The organism is Allobosea sp. 05T422_2, assembly GCF_056396265.1.
Genome location: NZ_JBFTLD010000107.1, coordinates 1 through 20,557 on the forward strand (window position 1 = coordinate 1; position 20,557 = coordinate 20,557).

Annotated in this window: 17 protein-coding genes; 10 read left to right on the forward strand and 7 right to left on the reverse strand. The window is 65.6% G+C overall.

The genetic code is table 11. From position 1 onward, the window contains the following. From AC1DJT_RS18915 to AC1DJT_RS18925, 3 genes are all read left to right on the forward strand, one after another. Positions 1 to 670 (forward strand): AI-2E family transporter (locus tag AC1DJT_RS18915; protein ID WP_476834638.1); only part of this gene is annotated, 670 nt, incomplete at its 5' end. After that, positions 663 to 1,361: a P-loop NTPase family protein gene (locus tag AC1DJT_RS18920; RefSeq protein ID WP_476768664.1), complete on the forward strand. Its 699-nt coding sequence runs from the start codon at positions 663 to 665 to the stop codon at positions 1,359 to 1,361. The genes AC1DJT_RS18915 and AC1DJT_RS18920, both read left to right, overlap by 8 nt. Positions 1,362 to 1,399: 38 nt before the next feature. Continuing rightward, positions 1,400 to 1,687, forward strand: a complete 288-nt coding sequence (locus AC1DJT_RS18925) for a gamma-glutamylcyclotransferase family protein (protein ID WP_476768665.1) — start codon at positions 1,400 to 1,402, stop codon at positions 1,685 to 1,687. 81 nt (positions 1,688 to 1,768) lie between these two features. Here AC1DJT_RS18925 and AC1DJT_RS18930 read toward each other — a convergent pair whose 3' ends face one another. Continuing rightward, positions 1,769 to 3,010, reverse strand: a complete 1,242-nt coding sequence (locus tag AC1DJT_RS18930) for an acyl-CoA desaturase (protein ID WP_476834639.1) — start codon at positions 3,008 to 3,010, stop codon at positions 1,769 to 1,771. A gap of 264 nt (positions 3,011 to 3,274) precedes the next feature. Here AC1DJT_RS18930 and AC1DJT_RS18935 point away from each other — a divergent pair, with 264 nt between their 5' ends. Further along, on the forward strand, positions 3,275 to 5,470 hold the full coding sequence (locus AC1DJT_RS18935; protein ID WP_476834640.1) for an RNA degradosome polyphosphate kinase: 2,196 nt from the start codon (positions 3,275 to 3,277) through the stop codon (positions 5,468 to 5,470). Positions 5,471 to 5,477: 7 nt separating this feature from the next. Further along, complete coding sequence (gene ppx, locus AC1DJT_RS18940) at positions 5,478 to 6,980, forward strand: exopolyphosphatase (protein ID WP_441491714.1); 1,503 nt, start codon at positions 5,478 to 5,480, stop codon at positions 6,978 to 6,980. A gap of 59 nt (positions 6,981 to 7,039) precedes the next feature. Here ppx and AC1DJT_RS18945 read toward each other — a convergent pair whose 3' ends face one another. After that, positions 7,040 to 8,056, reverse strand: a complete 1,017-nt coding sequence (locus AC1DJT_RS18945; RefSeq protein ID WP_476834641.1) for an AMP-binding protein — start codon at positions 8,054 to 8,056, stop codon at positions 7,040 to 7,042. Positions 8,057 to 8,066: 10 nt separating this feature from the next. Then, positions 8,067 to 9,920 carry an extracellular solute-binding protein gene (locus AC1DJT_RS18950; RefSeq protein WP_476834642.1) on the reverse strand — a complete coding sequence of 618 codons (1,854 nt, stop codon included), beginning with the start codon at positions 9,918 to 9,920 and terminating at the stop codon, positions 8,067 to 8,069. Positions 9,921 to 10,163: 243 nt separating this feature from the next. Between AC1DJT_RS18950 and AC1DJT_RS18955 the strand changes: the two genes are divergently transcribed. Continuing rightward, on the forward strand, positions 10,164 to 10,961 hold the full coding sequence (locus AC1DJT_RS18955; protein WP_441491711.1) for an invasion associated locus B family protein: 798 nt from the start codon (positions 10,164 to 10,166) through the stop codon (positions 10,959 to 10,961). A 141-nt stretch (positions 10,962 to 11,102) separates the two neighbouring features. Here the strand turns inward: AC1DJT_RS18955 and hspQ are convergent, their stop codons facing one another. Both hspQ and AC1DJT_RS18965 read right to left on the reverse strand, forming a co-directional pair. Then, positions 11,103 to 11,432, reverse strand: coding sequence for a heat shock protein HspQ (gene hspQ, locus AC1DJT_RS18960; RefSeq protein WP_043242591.1), 330 nt, complete (start codon positions 11,430 to 11,432; stop codon positions 11,103 to 11,105). Between the two features lie 117 nt (positions 11,433 to 11,549). After that, positions 11,550 to 12,608: an HpcH/HpaI aldolase/citrate lyase family protein gene (locus AC1DJT_RS18965; protein ID WP_476834643.1), complete on the reverse strand. Its 1,059-nt coding sequence runs from the start codon at positions 12,606 to 12,608 to the stop codon at positions 11,550 to 11,552. Positions 12,609 to 12,884: 276 nt separating this feature from the next. Between AC1DJT_RS18965 and AC1DJT_RS18970 the strand changes: the two genes are divergently transcribed. Together AC1DJT_RS18970 and AC1DJT_RS18975 are read left to right on the forward strand one after the other, a co-directional pair. Beyond that, complete coding sequence (locus AC1DJT_RS18970; RefSeq protein ID WP_476834644.1) at positions 12,885 to 13,856, forward strand: AEC family transporter; 972 nt, start codon at positions 12,885 to 12,887, stop codon at positions 13,854 to 13,856. Positions 13,857 to 13,892: 36 nt separating this feature from the next. Further along, on the forward strand, positions 13,893 to 15,026 hold the full coding sequence (locus tag AC1DJT_RS18975) for a CaiB/BaiF CoA transferase family protein (protein WP_441507653.1): 1,134 nt from the start codon (positions 13,893 to 13,895) through the stop codon (positions 15,024 to 15,026). Between the two features lie 11 nt (positions 15,027 to 15,037). Here the strand turns inward: AC1DJT_RS18975 and AC1DJT_RS18980 are convergent, their stop codons facing one another. Next, complete coding sequence (locus tag AC1DJT_RS18980) at positions 15,038 to 16,225, reverse strand: UbiH/UbiF family hydroxylase (RefSeq protein WP_441507654.1); 1,188 nt, start codon at positions 16,223 to 16,225, stop codon at positions 15,038 to 15,040. 235 nt (positions 16,226 to 16,460) lie between these two features. Between AC1DJT_RS18980 and AC1DJT_RS18985 the strand changes: the two genes are divergently transcribed. Together AC1DJT_RS18985 and AC1DJT_RS18990 are read left to right on the forward strand one after the other, a co-directional pair. Continuing rightward, entirely contained in the window at positions 16,461 to 17,435 is a 975-nt protein-coding gene (locus AC1DJT_RS18985; protein ID WP_476834645.1) for a quinone oxidoreductase family protein, read from the forward strand. 87 nt (positions 17,436 to 17,522) lie between these two features. Further along, positions 17,523 to 18,584 carry a hypothetical protein gene (locus AC1DJT_RS18990; protein WP_476834646.1) on the forward strand — a complete coding sequence of 354 codons (1,062 nt, stop codon included), beginning with the start codon at positions 17,523 to 17,525 and terminating at the stop codon, positions 18,582 to 18,584. Positions 18,585 to 19,058: 474 nt separating this feature from the next. Here AC1DJT_RS18990 and rimO read toward each other — a convergent pair whose 3' ends face one another. Further along, positions 19,059 to 20,378 (reverse strand): 30S ribosomal protein S12 methylthiotransferase RimO, encoded by a 1,320-nt coding sequence (rimO, locus tag AC1DJT_RS18995; protein WP_476834647.1) that lies wholly within the window; start codon positions 20,376 to 20,378, stop codon positions 19,059 to 19,061. Between the last annotated feature and the right edge of the window lie 179 nt (positions 20,379 to 20,557).

The window sequence follows — 20,557 nt, forward strand, 5'->3', positions numbered from 1 at the left end:
CGGGGGGACCGCGATCATCGGCGTGTTCTCGCTGCTGGTTCTGACCCCCGTCATCGCCTTCTATCTGCTGGTCGACTGGGACCGCATGTGCGCGACCGTCGACAGCTGGTTGCCGCTCGACCATCGCGACACCATCCGCGGCCTGCTGAGCGAGATKGATAAGGCGATCGCCGGCTTCCTGCGCGGCCAGGCGCTGCTCTGCATCCTGCTCGGGACCTTCTATGCCGTCGGATTGAGCATCGTCGGCGTCAACTTCGGCGCGCTCATCGGCATCATCAGCGGCTTCCTCTCCTTCATCCCCTATGTCGGCTCGCTGACGGGCCTCGTGCTGTCGGTCGGCGTCGCGATCGTGCAGTTCTGGCCGGAGTGGACTTGGCCGTTGGTGACGCTCGGCGTCTTTGCCGCCGGTCAGTTCATCGAAGGCAACATCCTGCAGCCGAAGCTCGTCGGCGACTCGATCGGCGTGCATCCGGTCTGGCTGATGTTCGCGCTGCTTGCCTTCGGCTCTCTCTTCGGCTTCGTCGGGCTCCTGCTTGCGGTTCCCTTGGCGGCAGTCATCGGGGTCTTGAGCCGTTTCGCGCTTCGGCAGTATCTGGCGAGCAACATCTATCATGGCGGCGATGTTTCGAAGTCCGCCGAAGCCCGCAAGCGTCTCGGAGCCGATGTCTGACCATACAAGCCGCCCGCGTCAGCTCGCCTTCGACCTGCCCGTCGACAGCCGCCACGGCGTCGAGGATTTCCTGATCGGCCCGTCCAACGAAGCCGCCTATGGGATGATCGAGGCCTGGCCGCACTGGCCCGAGGCCTGGCTGCGCCTGGTTGGCCCGGAAGGGGCGGGAAAGACCCATCTCGCGGCGATCTGGGCCAAGGCGGCCCATGCCTGGGTCATGCCCGTCTCCGAGGTGACCGAGGAGAACGTGCCGCACCTGATCTCCGGAGGGGCGCTCGTCGTCGAGGATTGCGACAGAGGGCCTCGCGACGAAGCCGCCCTGTTCCACCTCTTGAACGCGATCAAGGCGAAGCGCGGCTCGCTGCTGCTGACCGCACGCGCAGCTCCCGATCAATGGGGCGTACGTATTCCCGACCTGTTGTCGCGCCTGCGGCTGGCGCCCCATGCGACGATCGCGCCGCCGGACGATGCGCTGCTGCGGGCGCTGCTGGTCAAGCTCTTCATCGACCGGCAGCTCATCGTCGATGCCGGCATCATCGAAGCGCTGACGCTGCGGATGGAGCGCTCGTTTGCCGCGGCGCGTGCACTGGTCGACGCGCTCGACAGGCTTTCGCTGGAACGCGGGCGGCGCGTCACGCGCGCCCTGGCCGGCGAGGTCCTGGCGGACCTCTTTCCGGATGATGCGAACTGAACAGGCAGCGCAGCCAGGCAGGTTGGAAGGAGAGCGGTATGGCCGACGGACGTGAGATCCGGCTGTTTTCCTACGGCACATTGCGCCAGAGGAACGTCCAGCTCGCCACATTCGGCCGAGAGCTCGAAGGCCGTGACGACGCCCTTGTCGGCTTCGCCCGCACAATGGTCGAGATCACCGATCCGGAGGTGATCGCCACCAGCCGCGAGACGCATCATCCGATCGTGACCCGGTCCGGCAATCCTGCCGACGAAGTGGCCGGAACCGTCTTCAACATCACAGCCGCGGAGCTCGCCGCGGCCGATTCCTACGAGGTCTCGGATTAGCGCCGGATTGCGGTGTGGCTCAGATCCGGGACCGAGGCGTTCGTCTATGTCCGGGCTGCGGACGCGTCCTGAATCGAACGTTCAGGCCGCGCCTTCCGAAGCCGACTTGGCCGACGGCCCAACGAGGCGTGCATGCATGGCCTCGATCAGAAGTTCATGCGCACGGGCTGCGATCGCGTCGAGCGAGGGCGTCCGCACGAACATCGCGGCCGCCTTCTCGCTGAGCTCCTCGCGGCTCGGCAGGACCGGCAGATGCCATTGCGCAACGGCGTCCTGGGCCTGCTGCTGCATTTCGGCCAGCCGGTCACCCGCACGTTGCTGCAGTTCGGCGAGCGCTTCGCGCAAATCGGCGAGCGTCATCGTCGGCAGATGCAGCTCCGACAGGGCAGGGCTCGCCGCATAGGCTTCCCGGAAGGCGCTGACGACGCGGTCCAGCGGCACCGAAGCCGCAAGCCGCTCGGCAGAGCGTTCGATGACGCGCGGCGGCAGGGCCTGCGAACGATCGACGACGGCCTKCGGCGGCGCCTTCAGGTCCCAGACCGCGCCGATCTTCGAGAGACCGAGGATCACGTAATAGGTCGGGTCCCACTGCCACCAGCGGAAGCCCTKACGCACGCTGTACTGATAGGCGTGGTGGTTGTTGTGCCAGCCTTCGCCCATGGTGATGATCGCCAGCCACCAGTTGTTGCGGCTCTCGTCGCCGGTCACATAGTCCTTGTCGCCATGCACATGCGCGAGCGAGTTGATGCAGAATGTCGCGTGATAGACCGCAACCGTCGACCAGAAGAAGCCAACGATCAGGCCGGCCCAGCCGCCGATCGCGAAGCAGAGGCCGGCAAGCAGGATCGCGGGCGCCAGCTCGAAACGGTGCAAAAGGCGCAATTCGGGGAACTTCGTCAGGTCCTGAATCGTTGAATCGTCGAAGGTGCTGTGATCGCGGCTGAAGATCCAGCCGACATGCGAATAGGCGAAGGATGTCATGACCGGCGAATGCACGTCATGCTCGGTATCGGCATAGCGATGATGGTGACGGTGCTTGGAGGCCCACCAGAGCACGCTCTTCTGCGCCGTCGATTGGGCCAGCAGCGCGAGCAGGAACTGCCCGAAGCGGCTGGTCTTGTAGGAGCGATGTGAGAAATAGCGGTGATAGCCACCGGTKATCGCGAACATCCGCAACCAGTACAGCCCGATCGCGAGCCAGACCGAGGTCCAGGTCACACCGCTCCAGAGCGCCCCGAAACAGGCGAGATGCGCCAGCACGAAGGGAACGGCGGATGGGTAGACGATGTCGCCATCATCATGAGGGGCAGTGCTGTCGCTCAAGAATGCTCTCTGTGGGGTTCGCGCGGATTCGCCGCTTCGGTGCGGCACGGGCCGCATGTCCAGCGGCACCAAACAGGACGAGCCGGCGCCGCGCAAGTAGGCCACTCGCCGCAGCATGGCAAGGAAACCACGTGGGAAGGCAATTGGTTCGAGGCAACGCAGGAATAGCACTCGCCCGTCATCGAAGCGTCACGCTAGGATGGCTTCAAGTTTGACAGGCGGGCGATCTCGGCCCGGCTTGCGTTCGAGACGAGGGCGAAACTCATGAATATCGAACCGACAAACGTGAAGGCCGCGGACATCGCGCCTCAGGTCGGTCCCATCGGTCTGCGCCATTCGCCGGCCCGCTTCGTCAATCGCGAGCTGTCCTGGCTGCAGTTCAACCGTCGGGTGATGGAGGAGGCGTCGAACCGCAACCATCCTCTGCTGGAGCAGCTCCGCTTCCTCTCGATCTCTGCCAATAATCTCGACGAGTTCTTCATGGTCCGCGTCTCGGGCCTGCGCGAGCAGCTCAAGGCGGGTGTCGTCACGCCCAGCCAGGATGGATTGACCCCGGCCGAGCAGCTGATCGAAATCGCCAAGGCGACGGCCGATCTTACCGCCGACCAGCAGGCGCGCTGGGTCGAACTCAAGCGCGAGCTGGACGATAATCGGATCGTGCTGCTGGGGCCGAAGGACATCGGTGCGCAGCACCGCACCTGGCTCGAGGACCACTTCCTCCATCTCGTCTTCCCCGTGCTGACGCCATTGGCGATCGACCCGGCGCATCCCTTTCCCTTCATCCCCAACCTTGGCTTCACGCTGGCGCTGGCGCTGGAGCGGATCAGCGATGGCCGGCAGCTCGACGCGCTGATCCGGGTTCCCGGGAAGATCGACCGCTTCATCGAGCTGCCCGATCTGGCACGCGACGGCGTGCACCGCTTCATCACGCTGGAAGACACCGTCTCGCTCTTCATCGGCAAGCTCTTCCCTGGCTACGACGTCAAGGGAACCGGCTCGTTTCGCGTCATTCGCGACTCCGACCTCGATATCGAGGAGGAGGCCGAGGATCTGGTCCGCGTCTTCGAGACGATGCTGAAGCAGCGCCGCCGTGGCGTCGTCATCCGTCTCGAGGTCAGCGACGGCATGCCGCCGCATCTGCACCGGCTGATCGTGCGCGAACTGAAGGTCGATCCCGACGAGATCGTCCAGGTCGATGGTATGATCGGGCTGAACGAGCTCTCGCAGCTGGTCGGCGTCGACCGGCCGGACCTCAAGTTCAAGCCGTACAACGCCCGCTTCCCCGAGCGCATTCGCGAGCATGGCGGCGATTGCTTCGCCGCGATCCGCCAGAAGGACCTGCTCGTCCACCACCCCTATGAAAGCTTCGACGTCGTCGTGCAGTTCCTGCAGCAGGCGGCGCATGACCCCAACGTCGTCGCCATCAAGCAGACGCTCTACCGCACCTCATCGAACTCGCCGATCGTCAGGGCGCTGGCCGAGGCTGCCGAGGCGGGCAAGTCGGTGACGGCCCTGGTCGAGMTCAAGGCGCGCTTCGACGAGGAGGCGAATATTCGCTGGGCCAAGGATCTGGAGCGCGCGGGCGTGCAGGTCGTCTATGGCTTCATCGAGCTGAAGACCCACGCCAAGCTCTCGATGGTGGTGCGGCGCGAGGCCGGCCAACTCGTCAGCTACTGCCATATCGCGACCGGCAATTATCACCCGATCACGGCGCGCATCTACACCGACGTCTCCTTCTTCACCGCCGATCCGGTGATGGGGCAGGACGTCGCGCGCGTCTTCAACTTCATCACCGGCTATGCGGAGCCGGCCGAGCTGGAGCAGATGTCCGTCTCACCGGTGGGGCTGAAACAGCGCCTGCTGTCCGACATCGCCGAGGAGATTGCCCATGTGAAGGCAGGCCGCAAGGGTGCGATCTGGGGCAAGTGCAACTCGCTGGTCGACCCCGAGATCATCGACGCGCTCTATGATGCGAGCCAGGCCGGTGTGGAGATCGACTTCGTCGTGCGCGGCATCTGCTGCCTGAGACCCGGAATTCCGGGGCTGTCGGAGAACATCCGGGTCAAGTCGATTGTCGGACGCTTCCTCGAGCACACCCGGATCTATGCCTTCGGCGCCGGCTTCGGCCTGCCCTCGGCCAAGGCCAAGCTCTATATTTCCTCGGCCGATCTGATGCCGCGGAATCTCGATCGGCGCGTCGAGGCATTAACCCCGATCCAGAATCCGACGGTGCACCAGCAATTGCTGGAGCAGATCATGCTGGCGAATTTCCTCGACAACGAGCAAAGCTGGACCATCTTGCCCGATGGTGGCTCAAGACGCATTGTCCCGCCGCCGAGCGACGAGTCGTTCAACGCCCACAAATATTTCATGACCAATCCGAGTTTGTCCGGACGTGGAAAATCGCTCTCCAATTCAAGCCCCCGCAGCCTTGCGCGCCGGACCGGCAGAAAGGCTTGACCCGGCGTTGATCCCGGGGCGGCTGAGCCTCGGCGAGACGCTCGCCATCGTCGATATCGGCTCGAACTCGGTGCGTCTCGTCGTCTACGAGATGCTGTCGCGTTCGCCGGCGCAGGTCTTCAACGAGAAGGAGATGGCCGGCCTCGGCCGTCAGGTCGCGACAACCGGGCGGCTTGCCGATGACGCCATCGAGAAGGCGCTTGGCGCGCTCGTGCGCTTCCGCATTCTCTGCGAGGCGATGCATGTCCGCGATATCCGGGTCATCGCGACGGCTGCGGCACGCGACGCCGCCAATGGACCTGCGTTCATTGCGCTTGCCGAGCGGGCGATCGGCCAGCCGATCGAGCTGATCTCCGGGGGGCGTGAAGCCTATTTGTCGGCTCTCGGCGTGATCTCGGGCTTTGACGCACCGCGTGGCGTCGTCGGCGACCTTGGCGGCGGCTCGCTTGAGCTTGCCGCCGTCGACAACGACCGGGTGGGCGAGGGGGCCAGCCTGCCGATTGGCGTGCTGGCGCTGCTCGACCGCTCGAAAGGCTCGGTCAAGCTCGCCGAGAAGATCGTCCGCGAGGCACTCGACAACCTGCCGCAGCTCGCCGCGATGCGCGGACGCGATTTCTACGCCGTCGGTGGCACCTGGCGTGCGCTCGCAACGTTGCATCAGCGCCAGTCGGTCTATCCGCTGAGCGTGATGCACGCCTACACCGTGCCGGCGCGGGACGTGACGGAATTCGCCAAGCTGGTCGAGCGGGCCGACAGCGCCGTGCTGGAATCGATCGAAGCAGTGTCCTCGGCGCGCCGGCCGCTCCTGGCCTATGGCGCACTGGTGCTCGACCAGTTGATCAAGCGCGGCCGTCCCAGGTCTGTTGTGATTTCGGCCAACGGTGTCCGCGAGGGACTGTTGCACGAACAGCTCCCCGACGAGGAGCGCAGGATCGATCCGCTGCTTCAGGGGGCACAGGACTACAACCAGCTCAGGGCCCGCGACCCGCGGCATGCGATCGACCTGATTGCCTGGGTCGCAAAGCTCTTCGCCAGCGCTGGCATGCATGAGGATGCGGCAAGCCGCCGCTTGCAGGACGTCGCCTGCCTGCTCTCGGATATCGGCTGGCGCGCCCATCCGGACTATCGCGGCGAGCAGAGCCTCAATGTCATTGCCCATGCCGCCTTCAACGGCGTGGATCACCCCGGCCGCGCCTTCCTGGCGCTCGCCGTGTTCCATCGCTATGCCGGCGCCAAGAGCGACACGCCGGTGGCATCCGAGCTGCGGCGCCTCCTGACACCCCGGCAGCTCGAACGCGCGCTGCTGCTCGCGGCGACGTTCCGCGTGGCCTATCTGCTTTCGGCGGGCATGCCCGATATCCTGACCCGCATTTCGCTGACCTGCGTCGACCGCCGGCTCGTGCTGCGCTTCCCGGCAGACCTCAAGGCGCTGTCGAGCGAACGGGTCACCGGGCGGCTGAAGCAGCTCGCCCGCCTGCTCGGCCGCGAGCACGAGGTCGCGGCGGGCTAAGGCATCGGCCGGAAAGAGGGTTCGATCATCGGGCCCGATGCGATACCGGGTCCGGGGACCTAACGCCTGCTGACATCGACCTCGGTCGCCGAGCGTACATCGACATCGACAATCGCGAGGTCGGGGCGATCGATGGCCGGATAGGCGCGCGTCTCGCCTGGCCGTTGCACGAAGACCAGGCTGGCGAGGGCAGGGTGGCTCGCCAGTTTCGAACGTGCCAAGGCTGGCTCCATGGCGCCGGGAAGCACCAGATGTGCCTTTCTGCMTCCTTCGAGGCAGGCATGCAGGTCGCCGAGGCTGAACAGGCCAAGCGGCAGCAGCTCGACACCTGTCAGGATCGCCATACCGGGCCCGGAGGCGAGCGCGGCGAGGTCCCCGCCGACCAGCGTGGTGATGATCCGTGACGAGGCCAGCGGTTTCAGCAGGCGCGAAATCTCCAGCGCCTTGCTCAGCAATGCGCGTTCCGAGATGGCCTGCGGTCCCGCAAAGCTCCTGCTGTCGACGACCTGGAGGGCCGGGCGTTCCGTCGATTCCGGCAGGGGGTGGCGCACGCCATTCGCAATCAGGGTATCGAGCGGAGCGACGCCGTCGGGAATGTCACGGCCGAAACCGCCGACGAAGCGCGTTCCGAAGGCACGCATGGCAAGTGTCCGCAGCATCAGCAATGGGCGAACGTGCCCGATGCGGCCGGCGCCGAGGGCCATCACCGCCCCCGATGCCTCGATCAACCGGAGCAGATCCAGCTCATTGGCGTGCAGCGGCAACATCAGCGGCGAGAGGCCGGAGCGCAAGGCGGCCAGAATGGAAACCAGTGCCTCGGGCCCCAGCGGTGCAAGGATCGCGACGCTCGCGCCGGGCTGGGCATGATTGGTGCTCAGAAGCCCGGCGAGGCGCGAAACCCGGTCGTCCAGGTCCACGAAACTGAGGGAGCGCGGCTGCTCGTCGCTCCAGCTGCGGCGTCCGGGGGGATCGCGCAGCGCCGCCTCGTAGCCGCGGCTGCGCACCAGGGCCTTCAGCAAAGTATCGAGATCGAGGCCGTCTAGCAGGGCAGCAGCGTCGTCGTAGTCAGCCCGCATCGACGATCCTTCAGTTCGCCGGAGCGGGCGGCGCCGGGACGCGGGCCAGAACTTCGGTGGACAGGAAATAGGCCGGCCTGCGGGCCGGCAGCACGACATCGCGTGAACGAGCGAGCCAGGTCTCGGGCAAATAATAGAGCGGCACGACATAGAACCCGGAGATCAGCAGCCGGTCGAGCGTGCGCACCGAGGCAAMGAAATCGGCGCGTTCGCGGGCGGAGAGCAGCGTTTTCAATACCGCGTCGACGGCCGGCGATTTCACGCCTGCATAGTTCAACGAGCCCTTGCGCTCGGCATTGCTCGAATCCCAGCGCCYGACCTGCTCGTTGCCGGGAGAGGCCGAGGCCGGCCATGTCCACTGGATCATGTCGAAATCGAAGGTGGAAAGGCGGCGCCAATACTGCACGTCGTCGATCAACCTGACCGTGACGGCGATGCCGAGCCTGGTCAGCGACTTCGCATAGTTCAGCGCAAGCCGCTCCTGCGGCCGGCTGGTGACGGTGATCTCGAAGCTCAGCGCCTCGCCGTTCTTGCTCTGGCGCAGCACGCCGTCCTGAAGTGCGTAACCAGCGCTCTGCAGCAGATCGAGCGCCTTGCGCGCCTGATCGCGGTCACGGCCGGAACCGTCGGTCGCCGAGGGCATCCAGGTTCCCGCGAGAACGTCCTCCCGGACGGCCCCGGGGAAGCCTGCGAGCAGTGCCTTCTCGCGCGCATCCGCCGCCACTCCGAGCGCGGAGAGCTCCGAATCCGCGAAGAAGCTGCCGGCCCGTCGATAGACGCCATGGAACAGATTGCGGTTGGCCCATTCGAAGTCGAACAGGATGCCGAGCGCCTCGCGCACCCTGACATCGGCGAAGACCGTGCGGCGCGTGTTGAAGACGAAGCCCGTCATGCCCTTCGGCGCCTCGAAGCGCAGCGCCTCCCGGACGATGCGGCCATCGCGCACGGCGGGAACATCATAGCCCGTCATCCAGCGTGTCGGGTCCCCTTCGAGACGGATATCGTAGAGGCCGGCCTTGAACGCTTCGAAGAGCGTATTGGCGTCTCGATAGAAATCGTAGCGGATCTCGTCGGCATTGAAGAGACCGCGGGTCAGCGGATGATCCTCGGCCCAGAAGCCGCTGCGGCGCTTCAAGGTCAGTGCCTCGCCCGGCTTCACGTCACTCACGAGATAGGGACCGGAGCCGAGAGCGGGCTTGAAGCTGGTCTCTGCGAAGGTTTCCGCATTGGTCGCGTGCTTGGCGAAGATCGGCATGGCGCCGATCACCAGCGGCAATTCGCGATTGGAGCCGTCGCCGAGCTCGAACTCGATCCGGCGCAGCGTGGGCACTGCGACCTTGGTCACGCGCCCGAGACTGGAGCGGTGGAACGGCTTGCCCTTGGTCCTCAGCATGTCGAAGGTGAAGCGCACATCTTCGGCAGTGACTGGCTGGCCATCCGAAAAGGTGGCCCGCGGATCGATCTCGAAGGCGAGCCGCGTGCGGTCGTCATTGAGCTCGATCTTGCTCGCCAGCAGGCCATAGGACGTGAAGGGCTCGTCAGCCGAGCGGAAGAGCAAGCTCTGCTGCACATAGCGGGGCACGGCGTCCGGGGCGACGCCGAGCACCACGAGCGGATTCAGGCTGTCGAAGGTGCCCTGCAGGCCAAAAATGATTCGCCCCCCCTTGGGAGCGGCCGGATCGGCATAGGGCAAATGCGCAAAGCCCTTCGCCAGGGCGGGCTCGCCATGCATGGCGATGGCATGATCGACCGATGGCGATTCGGCGCGCGCAACCGCGCCCGCCGCCAGAACGGCGGCAAGAATTGCGAAGATATGCCGTACCGCAACGCCAATCGCTGCAGCCGGCGCAAGATATGAACCCATTGCCTGACCTGATTCCCAGCGGCAAGAATAACACGGCTTGCCGGCCGTCACGTAAGCTGTTCAGACTGGAAACCTGCAGCAGAACTCGCTAAACGCAGCGCGAGGTGTCATTCAAACGCCGCAATCGCAACCGATGTGCACGGCCTTCCAGGGGCTGGCGCGCGTAAGCGATTGAGCCCGTCGACAATGATGCGCGCGGCTTGCGAAGTCGTGTTTCGAGATTCGCCTGGTAAGGAAAACCATATGACCGCTTCGTTCAGCCCGTCTCAGCGCCTGTCCGCCCGAGCGTTCGGCCTGGCCATGAGCGCCGTGATCGGCCTCAGCCCGGTCGCCGCCTTCGCTCAGCAGCAGCGTCCCGCCCAGCGCCCGGCCCAGCCACCGGCTCAGCAGCAGCCCGCGCAGCCGCCGGCCGGACAAGCTCAGCAGGGTGGTCCCACCGTCGTTCAGGTCAAGCCGGAGCCGTCTCAGACCAGCTGGACCAAGGTTTGCGGCAAGGATCAGGCCGCCAACAAGGAAATCTGCTACACGACGCGCGATTTCGTCTCGGATCAGGGCCAGCCGGTGCTTGCGGTTGCCGTCTATGACGTCAAGGGCGACGCGACCCGGATTGTGCGCTTCCTGATGCCGCTCGGCCTGATGCTGCAGCCTGGTGTCCGCTTCGGCGTAGACGCGGCGCAGCCGGTGCCCGGCCGTTACGCCATCTGCTTCCCGAACGGCTGCTTCGCCGAGGCGCAGGTGAAGGACGATGTCATCAACGCGATGAAGAAGGGCAATACGCTCAATATCAGCGTGCAGAATCAGACCGGCCGCGAGGTGACCTTCTCGATTCCGCTTGCCGATTTCGGCAAGGGCTTCGATGGCGCCCCGATCGACCCGAAGGTGCTGGAAGAACAGCAGAAGCAACTGCAGGACGAATTGTCCAAGCGCCAGGAAGAGCTGCGCCAGCGTCTTGGCGGCGGCGGAGCCAATGCGGCTCCGGGCGCTCCGGCGGCTCCCGGCGCGGCTCCCGCTCCCGGCGCTCCGGCTGCTCCCAAGCCCTGATCGGGTTGCCGTTCGCACAAACAGAAAAGGCCGGCCCCTCGGGGCCGGCCTTTTTCATGGGCCTTCTGCGTTTGCATCAGCTTTCCCGAGAGCCGGAACCCACTTTTCGGGCGGGCACTCCAATGGCGTCGGGCGGCGGGATCAGTTCAGGTCGGCCTTGTCGATGAGATAGCGGCCCTTGCGGTCGCGCCTGAAGAACTCCTTGGCCTGCGGATGGCGGATCGGCCGGCCGGATTCGTCGATCACGAGATTTTGCTCGGAAACATAGGCGACATATTCCGTCTCCTCGTTCTCCGCGAAGAGATGGTAGAATGGTTGGTCCTTCGACGGGCGCAGGTTCTCCGGGATCGCCAGCCACCATTCCTCCGTATTGGAGAAGGTGGGGTCGACGTCGAAAATCACCCCTCGGAACGGATAGACACGGTGTTTCACCACCTGCCCGATCCGGAATTTCGCTGAACGCGCTTCCATGTCTCGCCTTGATCCGTCCTCAAGCCGGCAGGCTCTCATACTGCCGGCTAACGTMGCCATCTCGCGCATGCGGTAGGATTGCGTCGCAAATAGGTCAAGATCAACGGCTGAAAGTCGCTAGTTCGGCGGCAATCCATAGCGCTCGGCGAGAGCCGGATCGCGAGCGGCAACCTGGTGGGCCAGATCGACGATGACCTTGGCCTGTTTCCAGGTGGCGTCGTCCTGCATCTTGCCGTCGATCATGACCGCGCCCGAGCCGTCGGGCATGGCTTCCAGGATGCGTCGGGCGAACGCGACCTCTCCGGGATCCGGGCTGAAGACGCGCTTGGCGATCTCGATCTGCGAGGGATGCAAGGTCCAGGCGCCGGCGCAACCGAGCAGGAAGGCGTTGCGGAACTGGGCTTCGCAGGCGGCTGCATCCGAGAAGTCGCCGAAAGGGCCGTAAAAGGGCTTCAACCCGGCCGACGCGCAGGCGTCGACCATCTTCGCCAGCGTATAATGCCAGAGATCCTGCTGAGCGACGGCGCGAGCGCCGCCTTCGGGGGAGGGGTCGGCGATCACCTTGTACTCGGGGTGCCCGCCGCCGACGCGCGTCGTCTTCATGGCGCGCGAAGCGGCCAGATCGGCTGGGCCAAGGCTCATGCCGTGCATGCGGGGGGAGGCCGTGGCGATGGCCTCGACATTCTTCACGCCTTCGGCTGTTTCAAGAATGGCATGGATCAGGATCGGCTTGCGGAGCTGATGCCGCGCTTCGAACTGGGCGAGCAGCTGATCGACATAATGGATGTCCCAGGGCCCCTCGACCTTTGGCACCATTACGACATCGAGCTTGCCGCCGACCTCGGACATGATCGTGCTGATATCATCGAGAAACCAGGGCGAGTTCAGGGCGTTGACCCGCGTCCATAGGCCGGTCGCGCCGAAATCGACGGACTTGGCCATCATGATGAATCCGTCGCGCGCAGCCGTCTTGGCGTCGACCGGGATCGCATCCTCGAGATTGCCGAGCACGATATCGACCTGACCGGCGAGTTCCCCGACCTTGGCGCGGATCTTTTCAAGATGTGKCGGCACGAAATGGATMATGCGCTCCAGTTTCAGCGGCAGCTCCCGCAAGGGCTCCGGCGCGCCGATGGCGAGCGGGCGGAAGAACTGGCGCGGCGTCTTGGTTGGCATGGTGGGCTCCATGGTGCGTTGCAGCGAATGTGCCGGACCATGCAGCGCCCGTCCATTGGGCTTTCGCAGCGCGCCGGGCGTCGAACTGAGAATGATAGCCTAGGATGAAATTCCAGCGCGCGCGTCAGACAATATTCCTAGGCATTCATGCCTGTTGCATTGCCGGGCTGCGAGCGATGCGCTGCGCGGCTTTGCCGTTGGCCCTCGACCCGCTACACCGCCGCGATGCGCCTGCCTGTTACCCGGGAGGTGCACCCGCCCGAGGTTCCAGCGCGTATGGCCGAACTTGCCAGCCTGTTCAATCTGGTCGCGCCGTTCTTCGGCCTGATCGTCCTTGGCTTCGCTGTCGGGCGCTACAAGCGGCTCCCGGAAGAGGGGCTGGCGTGGATGCAGTACTTCCTGATCTACATCGCCCTCCCGGCGCTGTTCTACCGCCTGATTGCCGACAAGCCGCTGAGCGAGCTCTCGAACTGGGGCTTTGTCGGCGCCACGACGCTCGCCACCTTCTGCGTCTTCTCGCTCTCCTTCCTCATCGGCTTGAAATCCACGCACGGGCATATGCCCCAGGCGGTGATGCAGGCGGTCGCCGGCTCCTACTCGAATATCGGCTATATGGGCCCACCGTTGATCCTGGCCGCGCTCGGGCCGGTCGCGAGCGCGCCGGTGGCGCTGATCTTTGTCTTCGACAATATTCTGCTGTTCTCGCTGGTGCCCTTCCTGATGGCCCTGGCCGGCGTCGAGAAGAAGGGCTTTCTCGCGACAGCCGGCGAGGTGCTCTGGAAGGTGGTGACGCACCCCTTCAATCTCGCGACCCTGGCCGGCGTGATCGCGAGCTACACCAAGCTCGAATTGCCGACTGCGCTCGACAAGATGACGCTCTGGCTGTCGCAGGCGGCGGCTCCCTGCGCGCTGTTCCTGCTCGGCGTCACGGTGGCGCTGCGGCCGATGAGGTCGATGCCCGCGGAAGTGCCGGCCCTGGTCGCGGTCAAGCTCGTCCTCCACCCGCTGCTGGTCTGGGTGCTGCTCTCGGCGCTCGGAAATTTCGCCGACCCCTGGGTCTATGCGGCGGTGATCATGGCGRCGCTGCCGCCGGCCCTGAACATCTTCGTGATCTCGACGCAGTACAAGGTCGGCGTCGAGCGCGCCTCGGCCTGCATCCTCGTCGGCACCATCGTCTCGATGGTGACGCTGACGGGCTTCCTGTGGCTGGTGAAGACGGGCAGGATGGCGGCAGACCTGTTTCCCTGACGGCTGCCCTGCGCCCGTCCAATCCCCGGGATCGCGATGCTGCCGCTCGACGACCTTCTGGTTCTGGATTTCTCGACTTTGCTGCCGGGCCCGCTCGCGAGCCTGTTTCTGGCCGAGGCGGGTGCCGAGATCATCCGGATCGAGCGGCCGGGTGGTGAGGACCTCCGCCGCTTCCCACCGCGCTTCGGCGAGACCTCGGCTCCATTCGCTGCGCTCAACCGCGGCAAGAAGAGCATCGAGATCGACCTGAAATCCTCCGATTCCGCCGAATTGCTGCGCCCTCTGGTCGAGCGCGCCGACATCCTGATCGAACAGTTCCGCCCTGGCGTGATGGAGCGGCTCGGTCTCGGTTTCGAAGCCCTCCACATGATCAATCCCCGGCTGATCTATTGCTCGATCAGCGGCTATGGCCAGACCGGGCCGCGCTCCCAGGATGCCGGGCACGATATCAATTACCAGGCGATCGGCGGGCTGCTCGGGCAATCGCTGAAGCGTGGCGAGCCTCCGCCGCTGCCGCCGACGCTCGTTGCCGATATCGCAGGCGGGGCGATGCCGGCGGCGCTCAACATTCTGCTGGCGCTGCGCCAGCGCGAGCGCACCGGTCGAGGCTGCCATCTCGACATCGCGATGAGCGACGCTATGCCGACCTTCACCTGGTACAGCCTTGCCCAAGGGCAGGTGACGGGAAACTGGCCGGAAGGCGGCGAGGGGCTCCTGACCGGGGGAAGCCCGCGCTACGGGCTCTATGCCACCGGCGATGGCTGGTTTCTCGCGGTTGGAGCCCTGGAGCAGAAATTCTGGGAGGTCTTTTGCGAGGCGATCTCGCTCGATCCCGGCTTGAGCGATGATCGGATGAATCCGGAGGCGACGCGCTCCGCGATCGCCTCCATCATCGCATCGGAACCGGCGTCGTACTGGCGGAGCTATCTCGAGCCGCGCGATTGCTGCTGCACGGTCGTGCGCAGCCTCGAGGAGGCGCTGGCCGACCCGCACCTGACTGCGCGCGGCCAGCTCGACAACCAGGCGGAGGAGCCGGGAGGCAGGCGCCTTGTCTCGACCCCCTTGCCACTGGCCCCGGTTTTCCGGGAGCACGCGCCCGCACTGCTGCGCGTGCCGTCGAGCGGTGGTGATCAGGAGTTGCTGCAGACAGAACCCGACAGGGGCGACTGATCGCGGGCCGCTCAGTTGGCCATGCCGCCAGCCAGGCCCTGGCGCATGACGATCCGGCGCAACGGCCCGATCTGCGAGAGCGCGAGCAGGCCGGCGCCACGCATTAGGTCGGCGGGGAGCAGGTCGGTCAGCAAGGTCCGGTTCAGCGCATCGACCGCACCGGTACGCAGCCGTACATCCGTCTGCCGCGCCGAATCATAGGCGGCAATCACCGCGTCGCTGCCCGGGTCTTCGGCGTCATGCAGGACGCGACGCAGGGCTGCGACGTCGCGCAAACCGAGATTGAGCCCCTGAGCGCCGATCGGCGGGAAGACATGGGCCGCTTCCCCGATCAATGCCATCCGGTTCGCCCCGAAACGTGTTACCGAGAGGCCGCCCATGGGAACGCGCCCACGCGCCCCCTCGACGGTCATGGCCCCGAGCAGGGAATGCGTCTGCCTCTCGACGCTGCGGGCGAACGTGGCATCGTCCAGCGCGGCGATCCGCTCGGCCTCTCTCGGCTCGAGCATCCAGACCAGCGAAGAGCGGTGGCCGGGCAGGGGAACTAGCGTGCAGGGGCCGCTGCGCGTGTGGAATTCCGTCGAGGTCTCGCGATGGTCGCGGCGATGGCCGAGGATCGCCGTCAAGGCGATCTGCGGATAGCGCCAGTCCCTGGTGGTGATACCGGCAGCGTCCCGCACGCGGGATTGGCGACCATCGGCGCCGATCACCAGCCGGGCGCAGAAGGGCTCGAACTCGGCTCCGGAGATCCTGACCGCATCATCTTGGGCTTCGATCGCCGAAACCATATGGGGCACGCTCCGGATGTTCGGGTTGGCCTGGACATGCTCGGCCAGCGCCGCAACGAGATCGGCATTCTCGACATTCCAGCCGAAAGCGTCGAGCCCGAGTTCGGACGCGTAGAACTCGACCGGTGGCTGCCGGAACAGGCTGCCGGTGTCATCGACAAGGCGCATCACCGCGAGCGGAGCAGCCTTGCCGTCGAGGGCCGGGAGCAGGCCGAGCTCGGCGAGCATCCGCCAGGAGCCGTCGAGCAGCGCCACGGTGCGACCGTCTCGCGGGGCGACCGGGCGGCCGAATACGGTGACCTGCCAGCCATCTGCCGCACAAGCGAGCGCGGCGGCCAGCCCAACGGCGCCGGCGCCAATGATGGCGATCTCGGCCTGATCAGAATGCGGGAGCGTAGCACGCGAAGTCATGGCATTTGGCTAGCCGACCCGAAGGCGTCTGGCCAGTCCGCGCTGCGTCGCAGCCCCGCACAGAGACTGCGTGAAATGGGCCCTGACGAAGGACGGAAGCGTTCATGCCGCGCCCCGATCCCGCACCATCATCTGCCGACCCGGCGTTGGGCGCCGACCCGCCCAGCAGTCCGGCCGTTGCGTTGATGCGATGCAAGTCCCTATGGTCCGGCCTTCACGTGATGGAGCAATGTCAATGGTCAAGGCGATACGCGTTCACCAGACCGGCGGACCCGAGGTTCTGAAATACGAGGACGTTGCGTTGCCGGCGCCCGGGCCAGGCGAGCTGCTGGTGAGGAACCGCGCGATCGGCCTCAACTTCATCGATACCTATTTTCGATCGGGCCTTTACGCGGCCCCCAAGCTGCCCTTCGTGCTGGGCAACGAGTCGGCCGGTGACGTCCTTGCCGTCGGCCCCGATGTCACCGAGTTCAAGCCGGGCGACCGCGTCGCCTGCGTTGCGACGCTCGGAGCCTATGCCGAGGAGCGCATCGTGGCGGCGGCATCGACGGTGGCTCTGCCGGCTGCGATCTCCTTTGAGGCTGCGGCCAGCATGATGCTGAAGGGCCTGACCGCCGAATATCTGCTGCACCGGACCTACAAGGTGAAGCCGGGCGACACGATCCTTGTGCATGCTGCCGCTGGCGGCACCGGCCTGATTCTGTGCCAGTGGGGCAAGGCGCTCGGCGCGACCGTGATCGGCACCGCAGGCTCCAGGGACAAGGCCGAGCTCGCCAAGGCGCATGGTGCCGACGAGGTCATTCTCTACCGTGACGAGAATGTCGCGGCGCGGGTCAAGGACATCACCGGCGGAAAGCTCTGCGACGTGGTCTATGACGGCGTCGGCAAGGACACGTTCATGGCCTCGCTCGACTCGCTCAAGCCCTTTGGCGTGCTTGCGAGCTTCGGCAATGCGTCGKGCGCGGTCGAAGCGTTCAATCTCGGCATCCTGGCTGCAAAGGGCTCGCTCTACGTCACCCGTCCGACACTGAACTCCCACACCGCAAAGCRCGAAACGATGGTCGAGATGGCGAAGAACCTGTTCGGCGCCGTCACCTCGGGCAAGGTCACGATACCGGTGAACGCGACCTTCCCGATGAAGGATGCAGCCGAGGCACATCGCACGCTGGAGAGCCGCGGCACGACGGGCTCGACGGTCCTCATTCCGTAGCGTTCGCCGCCTCGTCGCAGCAATCTCGCCCAGATTGTTGCCTAGATCTCCTGCCGCCGGGGGCGGCAGGATGGGTGGCTGGGCAAGATGAAGAACGCGATTCGGGCACTATGTGTCGTGCCGGCGCTGATCGGCGCGGGCATATTGGTGCTGCCGCGCGGATGGAATGGCCTGCAGTTGCAGGTGGCGGCCAGTGACCCCGTCGCCCTGTCGGACCTGCGCCTGCAGGGCGTGCTTGCGTCCGGGCGCATCGCAGACGAGATCGATGCCGCGATTGCCGCTGGCGACACCGACCTTGCCGGCAGCTTTGTCGATCTGGCCGCCGAGCATCGCCTCGTTGTCACGGAGGATCAGCGCGAGCGCCTCGCGCGCTTGAAGGACGAGGCGTCGACGCGCGCACTCAGGGATTTCGGCTCCGGTTTCCTGTCGGGCGAACGCGCGAGCAATGCCGGCTTCGCCGGCGCGGTGGTCAGCGACGTTGTCGGCGTCGGCGACCTGCGGGACCTCGCCGGTGAAGGCCAGAAGCTGCTCCGCGGCGAGGCAACAGATCATGTCGTCCTGGTACTGGCCGCTGGCGGGCTCGCTCTGAGCGTTGCGACATGGGCGAGCCTCGGCAGCGGCCTGCCGGCACGCGGTGGTCTCAGCGTCGTCAAGGCAACGGCGAAGGCAGGCATGCTGTCGCCAAAGCTGACGGCCAATCTCACGCGCATGGCCGCGGGAGCCGTCGATCGTCCGGCTCTGACAGCCAGTCTCTCCGCTGCTGCGCGCTTCGACCTGGCAGCAGCCCGCGCATCCTCGGCTGCGATCGTGCGGCCGGYGGCAATGACGCGCCTGGCAACGCTTGGGCAGGATGCCGGCGCAGTCTATGCCCGGACCGGCCAGGCCGGTCTGCGCCAGGTTCTCGCGGTTGCAGACGAGGCCGGCGATATTGGGCGCGCGGCACGGCTGAGCGCCGCCAAGGGGTCCACCACCCGTGCGGTCCTGAAGGTGCTCGGACGTTCGGCGCTGGTGCTGGGCGCGCTCAGTCTCACGACCATGAGCTGGATCTTCGCCCTGATCGGCTATGCGGTGGCGCTGGCCATGCTCGCGCAGAGATTTGGCTGGTGGCTCGGGCGCCTCGGTTCAGCCCGGCGAAAGCCGGCTATCTGAGAGCAGGGCCGATCATCGTTCCGACGCCTGTGAACCTGCTGCGGAGACGACGCGACCAATGAGGGCCAGCGGACGCTGATCCTCATTCGGGAGCATGTCATGAACCGGACACTTCGTTTCACTGGTCTGTTCTTGGCCTCTCTAACCATCTCGACGGTCGCAATGTCGCAGCAGAACGGCAGCGGGCATGGCGGCGACGATGGCGGTCGGAGCGGCAAGGGCGCAGCAGGYGGAAGCGCTCGGTCCGTGTTTCAGCTGCTGCGCGAATTCCCTGGGGGGAAGGCACGCCTCACCCGCGCAGTCGCGCTCCGTGGCGGGGGCGCCAACCGGATCGATCATGTCTGCAGCGAGCCGCCTCCGTCACGGCGCCTGCCGTCGCGTTCCAACAGACCTGCCTTGGGGTAGCGAGGTCTTCCTCTATCGCGGGCGCGGCGACCAGATCATGCGCGCCCTTGCGAAAGTGGACAGGCCCGATCAGACCGCGATTCCGTGCAGATCGTAGGCGTCGGCCCGCTCGATCTTCACCGTCACGATCTCGCCGGCCCGGAGCGGCCGGCGGCTCGCAACATAGACATTGCCGTCGATCTCGGGCGCATCCCATTTGGAGCGGCCCTTGGCGACCGTCGGGCCCGCCTCGTCGATGATCACCTGAATGCGCTTGCCGACCCGGCTCTTGACGATCCGGGTACTGATTTCGGCCTGCGCCTTCATGAAACGATGCCAGCGCGCTTCCTTCTCGTCCTCCGGGATCAGCGGCAGGCCGAGATCATTGGCAGGCGCACCCTTGACCGGCTCGTATTTGAAGCAGCCGACGCGCTCGAGCTTTGCTTCCCTCAGCCAGTCGAGCAGGAACTGGACATCCTCTTCCGTCTCGCCGGGGAAGCCGACGATGAAGGTTGAGCGGATGGCGAGATCGGGACAGATCTCGCGCCATTTGCGCAGGCGGTCGAGCGTGCGGTCCTGATGAGCCGGGCGCTTCATCGCCTTGAGAACGCTGGGAGATGCGTGCTGAAAGGGAATATCGAGATAGGGCAGAATCAGCCCTTCCTGCATCAGCGGGATGACCTCGTCGACATGCGGATAGGGATAGACATAGTGCATCCGCACCCAGACCCCCATCTGGCCGAGTTCCCGCGCCAGCTCGAAGAAGCGCGTGCGGACCTCGCGATCCTTCCAGAGCGAGGGGGYGTATTTGACATCGAGGCCATAGGCACTGGTGTCCTGGGAGATGACCAGCAGTTCCTTGACGCCAGCCTTGACCAGTTTCTCGGCCTCGCGCAGCACATCGCCGATCGGTCGCGAGACCAGGTCCCCGCGCAGCTTCGGGATAATGCAGAAGCTGCAGCGATTGTTGCAACCCTCTGAAATCTTGAGATAGGCGTAGTGCCTCGGCGTGAGCTTGATGCCCTGGTCCGGCACCAGGTCGACAAAAGGATCGTGCCTGGGCGGCACCGCCTGATGCACGGCCGAGACGACGCTCTCATAGGCCTGGGGACCGGTGATCGCCAGCACGTTCGGGAAGGCGTCGCGGATCTGCTCGGGCTCGGCGCCCATGCAGCCGGTGACGATGACCTTGCCGTTCTCGGCCATGGCTGAGCCGATCGCCTCCAGCGACTCCGCCTTGGCGCTGTCGAGGAAGCCGCAGGTATTGACGATGACGAGGTCAGCGCCCGCATGGCTCTTGCTGAGCTCATAGCCTTCCGAGCGCAGCGAGGTGATGATGCGTTCGGAATCGACGAGGGCCTTGGGACAGCCCAGGGAGACGAAAGAAATCTTCGGCGCGACGGCGTTCATCGGCGACAAGCTCGGACACTGGATCAGGAAGGGGCGCGGCGGGGCCGGCGCATATGGCGCTTCCTTTGACGTGTTTTTAGAGGTTTTGCAAATTGCAGCCGAGATCGCAGGCAAAGCCGCCGGATTCCCTATCCCTTGCAATGTTCATTCAATCGAGCCCCGGGACGATGCCGGCGGGC